Raw genomic sequence first — 13,318 nt, forward strand, 5'->3', positions numbered from 1 at the left:
CAAATAGCAATACGAGGTATTGCATTGTTCACTTCCAATGGCGATCCCTCAAGGAATCCCGCAAAATTTAGTGACAATTTAATCTTCAATCGAGTAGGAGGCGGATTCACACCCGCCGTCCTCTCACACCACCGTGCGTACGGTTCCGTACACGGCGGTTCAGGTTACGCGGCTAAGCCGGTTAATCGTATCCAGTATCGAGACCAGCCCGAGCCGGTCCCACAGTTTCTTTGGCAGCGCGTAGTTCATATGTTGCGCTCCCGAATTCCACCATGGACCTCGGCCATTGAAGGCTGACTTGTTGGCACGCTCCTCGCTCAACCCCAGGCGCATCAAGTTTCTCAGCCTCGTGGGAGGCTGCTTCCATTGACGCCAGATGACGCAGCGGAGTTTGTGCCTGACCCAACCATCCAGTTCCTCAAGCGGCCGCTTGCTCTGGCTGAGCTTGAAGTAGCTAGCCCAGCCTCTCAGGACGGGGTTGATCCGCTCGATGACAGTCGCCATTTTGCGAGCCCGTACGCTGCGCAGCAGCATTCTGAGCCGGTCGCGTAAGCGGTCTAGGCTCATCCTTGCCACGCGCAGCCTTGGCTGCTGGTGCCAGCTTATCCCATAGCCTAGGTAGTCGCACTTCCACGCCCTTGCCACTTGGCTTTTCTTCCTGTTCACCGTCAGCTTCAGACGTTCTCTCAGGAAGCGCTCGACGCTGACCAACACCCGTTCGCCGGCCCGGGGACTGCGTACATAGATGTTCGCATCATCGGCATAACGTACGAAGCGATGGCCCCGTCGCTCCAGCTCGCGGTCGAGTTCGTCGAGCAGGATGTTCGACAGCAACGGCGAAAGCGGGCCGCCTTGCGGCGTCCCCTCCTGCCGTGGGCTGACGACACCGCCCGACATGATCCCGGCTTCAAGGTAGCGGCGGATAAGCCTGAGTACGCACTTGTCTTTGATCCGACGTTCGATGCAGGCCATGAGGATGTCGTGATTGACCCGATCGAAAAACTTCTCCAGATCGAGTTCCACGCACCAGCGGTGTCCCGCTGTCACATGAGCACGAGCCATCTCGATGGCTTGATGCGTACTTCTGCCCGGACGAAAACCATAGCTGTAGTCCGAGAACAGTGGGTCGAAGATAGGTGTGAGCTGCTGCTGCAGTGCTTGCTGGATCAGGCGATCCACGACGCTGGGGATTCCCAGTTGCCGTGTGCCGCCCTGCGGCTTGGGAATTTCAACCGCTCGCACTGCTTGGGGCTGGTATTCACCGGCCAGTAACCTGGCCTTGAGGGTTGGCCAATACTGTCTCACGTAGCCCGCCAAGTCAGCAACCGTCATGCCATCGGCACCCGGTGCTCCCTTGTTGCTGACCACGCGTTGATACGCACGTCTGAGGTTGGCCGGTGCAAGCACCCGCTCCATCAGCGTGTCCGGCTCCGCGTTCGTCCACGTCACGGACGCCGTCGATACCTTTGCACTGTCAGGCGTCACCCTCGGCTTCTGGCCGGAGCTCGGGATGACAGTTTCCGCTGTGGGAAATTTCTGCATTACGGTTACCAACGAGACGGCGACGCCTACTGGCGGCATAACCTGTTCGGCCCTTGGTGGCGCGGTTAACCGCCACTTACTACGGCTTCGGCTGACTTCTGCACGCTCATCCCGTCGCCTTTCGACGCGCGGTAGCACAATGGCAAACGTACAGATCTCCCAGGGTAATTCGCGCGACCTTCCTGCTTATGCCTGTCGGATCTACGTCACAGCGTTCCGTGCAAGTATTGGGCTTTGGCGATTTGTGCCACCTCACCCCGCTGTGCCGCCTCTATCCGCTTCCTGTTCGTCAGGCCAGCATTTTGCCTCGGGCTTCCTTCAGATTCGCGGTCACCCGCGACACCCTTGCCTCCGGCTAACACTTCCCCTTGCCGGGTGTGTAGAGGACTTTCACCTCCAAGTCACCCGCTTGGCCACCACAGCCAAGCGGGTTGCGCTTACGCGCAACGCGCCATGCCTGGCGCACACAAAAAAAGGCGACCCTGAGGCCGCCTTTGTGTCTGCCTGGCAGCGCATCAAACCGGTGCGCGTCGGATCGTCGCGAGCAGCGATGCAGCACCGAGGAACAGGCCGGCAAAGGTCCGGTTCATCCGTCGCTGCTGCTTGGGCGTGCGCAGCAAACGCAGCACCCGCGCGGCCAACCCGGTGTAGCCGGCCATCACCAGCAGATCGACGCTGATCATGGTCGCGGTAATGATCAGGTACTGGGGCAACAACGGCGCATGCGGGTTGATGAACTGCGGAAGCACCGCCAGCATGAAGACCAGCGCCTTGGGGTTGCTGACGTTGACCAGAAAACCGCGAAACACCAGGGCCAGAGGGTTGCCGATTGGGCGAATCGCGGATTCGTCGCTGAGGTCGGCCGGTAATGCGCGCCACTGCTTGACCGCCAGGTACACCAGGTAGCCAACGCCGAACCACTTGATCAGCTGGAAGGCGGTGGCCGAAGCCGCGAGGATGGCACCGACGCCCGCCGCAATGATCGCAATCTGCAGCACCAGGCCCAACTGCAGGCCCAGGGCGTTCCAGTAGCCGCGCCAGAAGCCGTAGCGCAGGCCACACGACATCGAGGCAATGGCTCCGGCGCCTGGCGACAGACTGATGACCCAGCAAGCGGCAAAAAATGCCAACCATGTTTCCAACGACATCGCGCACCTCGGCCTTGAATTGTTACAAAACCCTAAGCTAGTGCGCTGGCGAAAAAATAACCACGATTATTTTCAGCCGTCGATCATTTTCCGATCAGCTTGTCGTCGCCCACCAGCGGCACCACTTCGGCGCCACGCCAGCGTCGGACCGACTTCTGGAAGAACTGGCTGTTGGGCACCTGAACCAGTGCGCCACCGGCTTCGGGCATCTCGATCAGGGTAGTGAACAGCAGGTTGATGGCTACCACCCGACCCTTCACCCCGGGCTTGTCGATGGTCTCGACCAGCTCCACCACATCGCCGATACGAAACGGCCCGACGGTGAAGATCAGCACCGCACACAGCAGGTTGGACAACACACTCCACATGGCGAAGAACGCCACCGCCGCCACGGCAACAAAGCCCGACAGCGCCGTCCACAGTACCGTGGCGGAAACCCCGAGGCGCTCCAGCACGAACACCAGCGCGCTGCCCATGATCAGCCAGCGCAGGCCACCACGCACCGGCATCATCAGCTCCGGCGGCAGCGGGTAGCGTTCACCCAGGCGCTTGAGGCATCGTCCTACCAGGCGCTGCAGTACAAACGCCGCGCACAGGATCAGCAGGATCTGCAAACCCAGCCAGAACGGCGCAATCCACTCCGGCGGCACCGGCAGTTGCAACGACGCCATCAAGACAGCGCCTCCAGCTCCGCCTGCATGGTTTCTAGCTGCTCAAGGGCTTCCATCCAGGCTTCTTCCAGCTCGGCTTCGCGGACTTTCAGCTTGGCCTGCTGGGCCAGCAGGTCGCGTAGCTCGTCCTTGCGCGCGGCTTCGTAGAGGGCGCTGTCGCCCAGGCTGGCGTCGATCTTCGCCAGTTGCTCATGCACCGTACCCAGCTCTCGCTCGAGCTTGTCGGCTTCACGCTTGTGCGGTGCCAACTGCTGGCGCAGGGCCGCCGCCGCCTGACGCTGGGCTTTCTTGTCGGTCTTGTCGGCATTGACCGGCGCGCTGCTCACCGGCGCGTTGCGCTGACGGTACTCGACCAGCCAACGGGTGTAGTCGTCCAGGTCGCCGTCGAACGTCTCGACCTTGCCGTCGGCCACCAGCAGGAAATCGTCGGTGGTGCTCTTGAGCAGGTGACGGTCGTGAGAGACCACCAACACCGCGCCACTGAATTCTTGCAGGGCCATGGTCAGCGCCAGGCGCATTTCCAGGTCCAGGTGGTTGGTCGGTTCGTCGAGCAGCAACAGGTTCGGCCGCTCCCAGGCGATCAGTGCCAGCGCCAGGCGCGCCTTTTCACCACCGGAGAAATTCAGCACCGGCTCGTCGATGCGTGCACCGCGAAAGTCGAAGCCACCGAGGAAATCGCGCAAGGTTTGCTCACGCTCGGTCGGGGCCAGGCGCTGCAGGTGCAGCAATGGGCTGGCCTTGTTGTCCAGCGAGTCGAGCTGGTGCTGGGCAAAGTAGCCAACCGACAGGTTCTCACCGCGCACCAGGCGCCCGCCTAGCGGTTCCAGTTCGCCTGCCAGGTTCTTGATCAAGGTCGACTTGCCGGCACCGTTGGGGCCGAGCAGGCCAATGCGCGCACCTGGGGTGAGCTGCAGCTTGACCTTCTCCAGAATCGTCTTGTCGCCATAGCCCAGGCGGCCTTCGGACAGATCGAGCAAGGGACTGGAGATTTTCTCCGATTCGCGGAATGTGAAGTCGAAGGGGGAATCGACATGGGCCGCCGACAGCTCCTCCATGCGCTCCAGTGCCTTGATCCGGCTCTGGGCCTGGCGCGCCTTGGTGGCCTGGGCCTTGAACCGGGCGATGTACTTCTCCATGTGCGCGCGCTGGGCCTGCTGCTTCTCGTAGGCCTGCTGCTGCTGGGCCAGACGCTCGGCACGGGTGCGCTCGAATGCGGTGTAGCCGCCGCGATAAAGCGTCAGCTTGCACTGCTCGACATGTGCTACATGGTCGACCACGGCATCGAGAAAATCGCGGTCGTGGGAGATCAGCAACAGCGTGCCCGGATACCCTTTGAGCCAGTCTTCCAGCCAAAGGATTGCATCGAGGTCCAAGTGGTTGGTGGGCTCGTCGAGCAACAGCAGGTCGGAGGGGCACATCAGCGCCTGGGCCAGGTTGAGGCGCATCCGCCAGCCGCCCGAGAAATCCCCTACGCGGCGATCCATCTGCTCGTTGGTAAAACCAAGGCCAGCCAGCAATTTGCGCGCACGCGCATCGGCGGTGTAGCCATCGGCGCTGTCGAGCTCGATATGCAGGCGAGCCAGGGCCGTGCCGTCGTGGGCCGCCTCGGCCGCTGCCAGATCGGCCTGGACCTTGCGCAGACGTGCGTCGCCATCGAGCACATAGTCGACGGCCAGTCGCTCGAGGGTATCGACCTCCTGGCGCATGTGCGCGATGCGCCAGTCGGCGGGCAGCTGGCAGTCGCCCGAGTCGGGCGTCAGCTCACCGCGCAGCAAGGCGAACAGGCTGGATTTACCGGCGCCGTTGGCACCGATCAAGCCGGCCTTCTGACCGGCGTGCAAGGTCATCTCGGCGCCTTCTAGCAGGCGCTGGGGACCACGCTGTAAAGTGAGGTTCGATAGTCTGATCATAATGGCCGCGGAGTCTACCAGCTTCGTCGGCAACTGGCGCGAGTAGGACCATGCACACCGACCTGTGGAATTTTGCCTTGAATCTGTACGCCCGCCCAGGCGTCGAAGCGGCTTGCCTGCAATGGCAGGACCAGGGTGGTGATGTCTGCTTGCTGCTGTGCGCCGCCTGGCTTCATGAACGCGGCGTGACACCGAACGAGCAGCAGGCCCGCGAGCTGTGCGAGTTGGCCAACGCCTGGCAGGTCGACGTGGTAACGCCTTTGCGAAAGCTGCGCCAGCAATGGCGAGCGGCATCGGGACAGGATGAAGAACTGGCGCACTTGCGCAAGCAAGTGAAGGGGCTGGAGTTGGCGGCAGAGCGCGTGTTGCTGGAACGCCTGGAGGCTATCAGCGAAGCCTGGGAAAAGAGTGGTCCGCTGGACTCGCTCTGGATGCAATGGGCAGTCCCGTCAGGCTCCAGCGTGCATCACGACGCGCTGCAAAAGCTGCGCGCCGTGATGCTGACAACTCAGGACGCCGAAGACGGAGTCTGAGGGGTCGATACCGAAGCTGCAGGTGCAGTCGAAGGCGTAGTTGCCGGTGCGCTGGCAGTTGCCGGCGTGGCAGCTGGAGCTACTGGCGCTGGCGATGCAGTGGCGGGCCTGGCGGCTGCGGGCTGCGCTGCGGGCTTGGCGGCTGGCTTTGCTGGTGCTTTGGCAGCAGGTCGGGCTGCTGGCTTGGCCGCTGGTTTCGCAGCCGCTGGCTTGGCGGCTGGCTTGGCCGGCGCTTTTGCAGCTGCAGGTTTAGCAGCGGGCTTGGCAGCAGGTTTGGCGGCAGCGGTTCTGGCAGCTGGCTTGGCGGCGGGTTTTGCGGCAGCAGGTTTAGCAGCTGGCTTGGCAGCCGGTTTGGCTGCGGCAGTTTTGGCCGCTGGCTTGGTGGCAGGTTTTGCGGCAGCGGGTTTAGCAGCTGGCTTGGCAGCCGGTTTGGCTGCGGCAGTTTTGGCCGCTGCTGGCTTGGCTGCAGGTTTTGCTGCGGCAGTTCTGGCAGCTGGTTTGGCGGCCGGTTTTGCTGCAGCAGGTTTGGCAGCTGGCTTGGCTGCAGCCGTTTTGGCAGCGGGTTTAGCCGCGGTTTTGACTGCTGGTTTTGCAGCTGGCTTGGTCGCAGTTCTAGCGGCTGGCTTGGCAGCTGCTACAGGTGCAGGTTTTGCCGAACGCTGAGTCAGCGCCTTGGCAGCGGCTTCCCTGACCTTGCCAACACCCTGGGCCAGTTTCAGGCTTTCCTGGGCATCACGCTTAAGTTGCAGGATGTAGGTGCGAGTCTGCGACTGGCGCTCCTTGAGCGAGTCGAGCAGCGTCTCGAGTTCACCTACTGCCGACTTGGCCTTGGCTTGCGCCTTGGCTTTGCCGGACTTGGCTGCGTCCTGCAGTTTGAGGCGGGATTTGTGCAGTTTCTCTTGAGCCTTGCCACGTTGTTTTTCCAACTTGGCGAGCAGTTTTTCAGCATCAGCCAGCGCTTGCGAGCAGGCATTTTCCAAATGATCGAGCAGGCTGCCCGAGAGTTGCTGGAGCAGGTGCAACGGCGTACTTACTGGCTTCTTATTGGCCGACATGGTTTACCTCCTGGCTGACGAGAGTGCGGCTCATACTATGCTTCTGCTGCTACCGCCGCTAGGGCATGTTGACAGTATTAAAGGCGCCGCGTTGCATGCCTGGGCAAAGTTGTTATCGCTGCAGCTGGAAGCAAGTGTAGATGCTGCACAAAGTGTTGCTGATATTTACACGAAGTAGCGAGTGAAGACTGGCATACTTTATTTCCGCAGAAGCAGGAGTGAGCCAGTGTCGCGTTATCTAGTATTAGCTCTTTTTCTATTGCCGGCGTCGCTCATGGCTGCGCCTGCGGACACCCCCGAAAGTGATCACGACCTGGCCTACAGCTTGGGCGCAAGCCTGGGCGAACGGTTGCGCAGCGAAGTTCCCGACCTGCAATTGGATGCCTTGCTGGAAGGCTTGCGACAGGCATACCAGAACAAGCCGCTGGCCCTGAGTAAAGAGCGTATGACGGCGATACTCAGTGAACATGAAACCCAGGCCAACCAAGCCGCGTTACAGGCACACAGCGAACAGTTGCTGACCGCGGAAAAACGTTTCATGGCCACAGAACGAGCACGCGCAGGTGTGCGCGAATTAGCCGCAGGTATTCTGGTGACCGAGCAGGTCAAAGGGACGGGCGCCAAACCTTCAGCGCAGGGGAAAGTCCAGGTCCGCTACGTCGGCAAGTTGCCAGACGGAACAGTCTTCGATCAGAACCAGCAAGCGCAGTGGTTCAACCTGGACAGTGTGATCGAGGGATGGCAACGAGCATTGCCAGAGATGGCGACTGGGTCGAAGTGGCGCCTGGTGATTCCTTCAGCCCTGGCCTATGGTGCCGAAGGCGCGGGCGACCTGATTGCGCCCTATACGCCACTTGTGTTCGAGATCGAACTGCTGGGTGTCGCCGAATAAACCATCGGCTCACCGATCACGCCTGTACGGCAGCTTCTTCGCTATGCGCGTTGTGCAGTACTTCGATCAGGCAATCTTCAAGCTCGAAGCGCTCATGCAGCAAGCTACCCAGTTCGTTGAGCTTCTTTGCGAAGCGCTCTGGGTCGTTGCAGTCGCCTTTATCGCAATGATCGTTGAAGGCGGAGGCAATTTCGGTGATCGCATCGATGCGCGGGCTGATCTGCGTAGCCAGCTCCAGGCCTCGCGTATCGCCAAACGCCTTGGCTTCGCTGACCAACTGCTCGCTGACTTCAAAATGCCAGGCCGATACGTAGTCGATCAACACGGCGCAAAAGTCACGGCTCTTGTCCTTGTCGGCGAAGGCCGGCTTGGCATCGCGTAACTCACGAAAGGCTGTCACCAGCTCTGCACGCTCATCCAACCAGCGGTCAATGAGCTTATGAACCCCACCCCAGCGTTCCTGAGCATTCTGACAACTATCTAGCATGGCGATCTCTTCCCTTCTGGGTAATGCCCCCGCTCCCCGCTCGCAAGTGTGCAAAGCAAAGGTGACGTCAGCAGGGCAGCATCGAGCAGCTGTATTTTCGGTATGCGTGCAGGGAGATTATTCCCGTGCGCCCTAGGCTTCAAGGTACGCAGGCGACAAAGTTCATACAAGTGTTTAATACCACCCTGACTAGCCGCCGGTCGTTTGTAGACGGAAATGACTGACTCAGTTTTTCGCCGGATAATTGAACAATGCATGGTTGCGCCCGAACAGGCGCAGTAAAGCCAACACTACCAGCAAGACAAACGCCAGCAGGCTCCACTCGGGAATCGTCAGGTCAAGAAAGCTCCAGTTCAACCGTACGCAGTCGGGACTACCGATCAACATCAGCTTGAACTGGTGAGACAGCGACAGGCTATCGACACCAAGAATTTCAGGTGGCGAGCAGTCGCTGGAAATAGGCAGCGGCACGCCCTGCAGCCACACGTGCCGGGCGGCGAGAATCGCACCGCACAAAGCGCAGAGCAGCGCCAACGCCGCATAGACACGCGCTCCCAGGCACCCCGGGCCATGGAGCACCGCACACAAGCACACCAGCGAGAATGCCCCCAGGAACAATCGTTGGCTATAGCACAAGGGGCAAGGCTCCAACCCCACTTCCCATTCAAGGTAGAACGCAGCCGCCAGCATCAGCACCGAGACCACAAAGGCCAGGAGGAACATTGAGCGCAAGGAGGCCGACGGCATGGGAGATCCGGTGGGGTAGAAAGAGAGGCGTCAACGGTAGAGGAAGTACGAGGCTTGTTTCAAGCCACTAAAACTGAGACAAATCACTGATTAGTAAGGGAATAATCCCATCATGGATATGCCTTTTCTTTGACCGCCCAAAGAAAAAGCCGATGCACGCGTAGGGAATTTCGACAAGGGCTTGGGCTCGCGGCTTGGCGCGAGCCCAAGGGTTACTCAAGCACGTACGTTGTCTGGCAGTGGCAATGCCAGCAAGCGGTCATCCAGCAGGCCCAGGCCTTCCTGGAACAGTTGGTTGCTGCGATCCGTATCGCCCAGCCCAGCCAACAAACGGGCGAGTTCAGCACACGCCTCGGGATTGCGCTGCAATCGCAAGCTGCTCTCCAGGTAGTCACGGGCCTTGCCCCACAAGCGGTTCTGCAGGCTCAAGCGGCCCAGGGTGAGCAGCAGGCCGGGATCATCGCCATGTTCCTTCAGCCATCCCTCGGCCGTTTGCAGCTGGCGCGCCAGGTCGGCACCGCGCACCAGGCCGTAGAGCCGGGCAAGGTGGCTTTCATACTGACGCTTGAGAGCCGTGCGTAGCGCCTCTTCAGCTTCGCTCCCGGCACCCAGCTGGCGCAGTTGCTCGGCATAGGCGAGCACCAGTTGCGGCTCCTGGCGCTGGGCGGCCGTCAATTGCTGCCAGGCGCGCTCCAGGGACTGACGCGCACTTTGCTCCTCCCCTTCGCGGCTGGCGGCAAGGGAGAGGTTTTCTCCCCAGGAACGCCGCTCAAGCTCTTCCAGTTCGGAAGTCGGAAGTACTTTCCCCTTGCGCAACTCCGGCAACAGGCGGATGAGCGCCGACCAGTCACCCCGCTCGCGGTACAACCGTTGCAGCAGCCGCAGCACCTGGGCGTTATGCGGGTGGCGCTCCTGCATCGCCTGCAAGGTTTCCAGCGCTGCCTCGCTTTCACCGTTATCCATCTGCATCTGCGCATGGCTCAGTGCAATGGCCAGCTCCGCTTCTGGCTGGCGCTCCAGCGCGCGCTCAAGCAGCTTGTCGCGATCTTCGATTCGTCCCAGTTCATTGGCGGCCCGCGCCGCGCCAAGGTAATACAACAACGGTTGGCGCTCGGCTTCGGCAGCCCGGTGGAGGTGACGCTGGGCACTGGACCAGCGCCCCTCGGCAAGATCCAGCTGGCCCTGCTCTATGGCCAGCCGGGTGCGACGACTGCGATTGCGCCGGGACCACGGGTTGACCACACCGCTGGAGGTCAATACCAGGCCCACCAGGTAGCGCACCAGCACTACCAGCAACAGGATGGCGACTAGCGCCGCCAGCGCCGCCCACAACCCCGATTGATAGCGAAAGCTGCCATAGGAAATCAGCACGTAGCCGCTATGCTTGGCGATCGCGACCCCGAGCGCGGCAGCGACCGCGATGGCCACCACCATCAGCAGGTACACGCGCTTCATGGCTTGGTCTCCTCGACCGGCAGGTGCCGACGCTCAAGGTAGGCCTGGACCGCACTGAGGCTATCGGCCAGGTCAGGCACCACCACCGAGACCGGCTCGTCAGCCAGGGCATTGAGGCTGTCGAGCATCGCCTTGCTTTGCGGGTTGTCCGGATTGAAGTTGGCCAGCAAGACGCTGCGTGCATCGTCCAGGGCCTGGGTGTAGACCTTGGCCTCACCGTTGAGCGCGGCCCACTGGGCCTGCTCGATGGTCAGGCTCAGGGCCAGGCGCAGTTGGTTGAGCGATTGTCCGGCAAGCAGCGGACGGACGTTGTCGTCGGCATTGAAATCGATCTGGAAGTACTTCGAAAGCTCCGCCCACCATTGCGACCAGCGACTGGCGCCGTCGCCATCGGCCGTCAGGGCCCCCAGGGCATCGGCATCGCTGGTGAACTCAGGGGATTGAGCACTGAGCTGCTGTACCTGCTCGCGCTGGGCCGCCAGCTTCAGGAACAGGCCGGTGCGATCAGGTTGCTGGACGCTGTTGAGGGTAGCCAGGCTCTTGGCCAGTTGCTCACGGGCAGCGAACGCGCCCGGATCACTCTGCTCGCGCAAGATATCATCGGCGCCCTGGACCAGCGCACGGGCGCTGACGATGTCCTGCAAGGCAGACAAGCGCAGGCTGGCCAGACGCAACAAGTGCTCGGCTTCAGCCAGGCGCCAATCCTTGCGGCTGGCACCCAGGATAGTCTCCAGGCGCTGGCTCAACCGCTGCTGGTCACCCTGCAATTGCGCCACCAGGCGGCGGCGGTCTTCAAGTTCGGTAGCAGGAGGCAGACTGGCCAGCTGCGCCGAGATCTGCTGCTCACGCAACTGCAGCGCCTGGGTCTTCTCGCTCAAGCCTTGCAGATACTGGACCTGACCCTGTTCGGTGCCCTGAAGCTGGCGCACCTGCCATACGCCCCAACCTCCTACGGCAACACCCGCTGCACCGAGCAGCAAGGCCAGGATCGCCAAGCCGTTACCCGAGCGCTTGCCCGGCGTGGCGGCGGTGGGTTCAGACGCCTCGGGCGTCGATTGCAGGTCATCGTTGGGCAAGACAGTTTCGCTCACGTATCCATCCTTTGCATTGGGCTCGTCGCCAATCAGCTTAGCGCCTCAGGGTGCAGGTGCAGGTGTTTGCTGCAGCGCTGCCAACAAAGCCGCGGCACTGGCACCGCGACAATCCACTACATTCTGTGCCCCGGCATCACGGGCCTGCGCGGCAACACGAGGGCTGGGCACGAACAGCGGCAACTGCGCCAGCTGCGGCCAGTCGCCTGCAGCCAGCTGCTGCAAGTGTTCAAGACCCTGCCCACTGCTGACCACCAGGCCATTCAGGCGTTCCCCGCAAACGCGCGCAGACAGCGCACTGCTCGGGTAAACCGGCAGGCAGCGGCGATAGAGTTGCAGATAATCGACACTAGCACCTAGTTCAGCGAGACGCTCGGCGAGCAATTCACGCCCCCCTTCGCCCCGCATGATCAACACCCGCGGTGCCGGGTGGGCAATGGCCTGGTGCAGCGCCGGCAGTGCTAGCAGTGCCTCGCTGTCGTCACCCGCCTCGGGGTAACTGACCTGGCAGCCCTGGTCCTGCAGAATCTGTGCAGACGCCGCCCCCACCGTGAACCACGCCCGGGACGGCAGTTGCGGCCAGAACGGCGAGAGTGCAGCCAGCCCCAGACGAGCTGCCGGCTTGCTGACCACGATGATTGCAGCGTAGCGATCGAACCTGCGCAGTATGTCGAGCTGGGGCTCGTCCAGCGGCAGCGGCTCGATCTCGAGCAATGGCATGCAACTGCTGGCCACGCCGTGTTCAGCGAGTGTCTGTGCCAACGCAGTGCATTCTTCGGCCGGCCGGGTCAGGAGCAGGCGCCATGTGCTCACGGGTGACCGGCCTCGCCATACACCGCCTTGAGAATGTCTTCGGCACCTTGCTTGAGCAGGTCTTCAGCGACCTGGATACCCAAGGCCTCGGCATCGGCGCGCGAAGCACGGGCCTGCGCCGTCAGCAGCTTGCCACCGCTGGGTTCGCCGACCAGGCCACGCAGCCACAACTGGTCGCCTTCGAGCACCGCATAACAGGCAATCGGTACCTGGCAACCGCCATTGAGGTGCTTGTTCAGCGCACGCTCGGCAACCACGCGGTCGGCGGTGTCCTGGTGGTGCAGTGGCGCCAGCAGCGCGTGGATCTCGCTGTCGGCGCTGCGGCATTCGATACCCACGGCACCCTGGCCACCGGCGGGCAGGCTGTCGTCGACGCTGATACCCGAGGTGATGCGGTCTTCGAAGCCCAGGCGAATAAGGCCTGCGGCGGCGAGGATGATCGCGTCATATTCTCCAGCGTCGAGCTTGGCCAGGCGGGTGTTGACGTTGCCACGCAGGAAGCGGATCTCGAGGTCTGGGCGACGAGTCAGCAACTGGGCCTGGCGGCGCAGGCTGGAGGTGCCTACCACGCTGCCGGCGGGCAGGTCGTCCAGGCTCTTGAAGGTATTGGAAACGAAGGCGTCACGCGGGTCTTCACGCTCGCAGATGCAATACAGGCCCAGCCCTTCAGGGAAGTCCATCGGCACGTCTTTCATCGAATGCACGGCAATGTCGGCCTGGTTGTCCAGCAGCGCGGTTTCAAGCTCCTTGACGAACAAGCCCTTGCCGCCGATTTTCGACAGCGGCGAGTCCAGCAGCTTGTCGCCACGGCTGACCATCGGCACCAGGCTCACGACCAGACCGGGGTGCGCCTGCTCCAGGCGGGATTTGACATATTCGGCCTGCCACAGGGCCAAGGCACTTTTGCGGGTGGCAATGCGGATTTCGCGAGTGGACATGGAACGATCCGTACGAGATAGATTCGCCCGATGATA

13 protein-coding genes are annotated in these 13,318 nt (G+C 61.9%); 2 read left to right on the forward strand and 11 right to left on the reverse strand.

Features of this window, described 5'->3' with window-relative positions; translation table 11 throughout:
* Positions 1 to 159: 159 nt before the first annotated feature.
* The 4 genes from ltrA to NPS58_RS18850 form a co-directional block, all read right to left on the reverse strand.
* The gene (gene ltrA, locus NPS58_RS18835) at positions 160 to 1,581 is read right to left on the reverse strand and encodes a group II intron reverse transcriptase/maturase (RefSeq protein ID WP_003253430.1); all 1,422 of its coding nucleotides are present in this window, start codon (positions 1,579 to 1,581) and stop codon (positions 160 to 162) included.
* Between the two features lie 476 nt (positions 1,582 to 2,057).
* Positions 2,058 to 2,690: a LysE family transporter gene (locus tag NPS58_RS18840; RefSeq protein WP_274116831.1), complete on the reverse strand. Its 633-nt coding sequence runs from the start codon at positions 2,688 to 2,690 to the stop codon at positions 2,058 to 2,060.
* An 83-nt stretch (positions 2,691 to 2,773) separates the two neighbouring features.
* The gene (locus tag NPS58_RS18845) at positions 2,774 to 3,361 is read right to left on the reverse strand and encodes a mechanosensitive ion channel family protein (RefSeq protein ID WP_274116832.1); all 588 of its coding nucleotides are present in this window, start codon (positions 3,359 to 3,361) and stop codon (positions 2,774 to 2,776) included.
* Positions 3,361 to 5,271: an ATP-binding cassette domain-containing protein gene (locus tag NPS58_RS18850; protein WP_274116833.1), complete on the reverse strand. Its 1,911-nt coding sequence runs from the start codon at positions 5,269 to 5,271 to the stop codon at positions 3,361 to 3,363. The genes NPS58_RS18845 and NPS58_RS18850 overlap by 1 nt, the downstream gene beginning before the upstream one ends.
* A gap of 50 nt (positions 5,272 to 5,321) precedes the next feature.
* On the opposite strand from NPS58_RS18850, the gene NPS58_RS18855 reads away from it, so the two are divergent.
* Positions 5,322 to 5,804: a TIGR02444 family protein gene (locus tag NPS58_RS18855; RefSeq protein ID WP_274116834.1), complete on the forward strand. Its 483-nt coding sequence runs from the start codon at positions 5,322 to 5,324 to the stop codon at positions 5,802 to 5,804.
* On the opposite strand, the gene NPS58_RS18860 is transcribed toward NPS58_RS18855, so the two are convergent.
* A complete protein-coding gene (locus NPS58_RS18860; protein ID WP_274116835.1) occupies positions 5,780 to 6,859 on the reverse strand; it encodes an AlgP family protein in 1,080 nt (359 codons plus the stop codon). The genes NPS58_RS18855 and NPS58_RS18860 overlap by 25 nt on opposite strands.
* Positions 6,860 to 7,085: 226 nt before the next feature.
* Between NPS58_RS18860 and NPS58_RS18865 the strand changes: the two genes are divergently transcribed.
* Positions 7,086 to 7,751: an FKBP-type peptidyl-prolyl cis-trans isomerase gene (locus NPS58_RS18865; protein ID WP_425313101.1), complete on the forward strand. Its 666-nt coding sequence runs from the start codon at positions 7,086 to 7,088 to the stop codon at positions 7,749 to 7,751.
* 16 nt (positions 7,752 to 7,767) lie between these two features.
* Here NPS58_RS18865 and NPS58_RS18870 read toward each other — a convergent pair whose 3' ends face one another.
* The 6 genes from NPS58_RS18870 to hemC all read right to left on the reverse strand — a co-directional run bounded on the left by NPS58_RS18870 (position 7,768) and on the right by hemC (position 13,282).
* A complete protein-coding gene (locus NPS58_RS18870; RefSeq protein ID WP_028942396.1) occupies positions 7,768 to 8,238 on the reverse strand; it encodes an Rsd/AlgQ family anti-sigma factor in 471 nt (156 codons plus the stop codon).
* A gap of 225 nt (positions 8,239 to 8,463) precedes the next feature.
* Entirely contained in the window at positions 8,464 to 8,985 is a 522-nt protein-coding gene (locus NPS58_RS18875) for a disulfide bond formation protein B (RefSeq protein ID WP_274116836.1), read from the reverse strand.
* Positions 8,986 to 9,201: 216 nt separating this feature from the next.
* A complete protein-coding gene (locus NPS58_RS18880; protein ID WP_274116837.1) occupies positions 9,202 to 10,440 on the reverse strand; it encodes a heme biosynthesis HemY N-terminal domain-containing protein in 1,239 nt (412 codons plus the stop codon).
* Entirely contained in the window at positions 10,437 to 11,531 is a 1,095-nt protein-coding gene (locus NPS58_RS18885; protein ID WP_274116838.1) for a uroporphyrinogen-III C-methyltransferase, read from the reverse strand. Before NPS58_RS18885 ends, NPS58_RS18880 begins: the two co-directional genes overlap by 4 nt.
* 45 nt (positions 11,532 to 11,576) lie before the next feature.
* A complete protein-coding gene (locus NPS58_RS18890) occupies positions 11,577 to 12,344 on the reverse strand; it encodes a uroporphyrinogen-III synthase (RefSeq protein WP_274116839.1) in 768 nt (255 codons plus the stop codon).
* Positions 12,341 to 13,282: a hydroxymethylbilane synthase gene (hemC, locus tag NPS58_RS18895; protein WP_274116840.1), complete on the reverse strand. Its 942-nt coding sequence runs from the start codon at positions 13,280 to 13,282 to the stop codon at positions 12,341 to 12,343. The genes NPS58_RS18890 and hemC overlap by 4 nt, the downstream gene beginning before the upstream one ends.
* Between the last annotated feature and the right edge of the window lie 36 nt (positions 13,283 to 13,318).

This window comes from Pseudomonas putida, assembly GCF_028682455.1.
GTDB classification, from domain to species: domain Bacteria; phylum Pseudomonadota; class Gammaproteobacteria; order Pseudomonadales; family Pseudomonadaceae; genus Aquipseudomonas; species Aquipseudomonas putida_AA.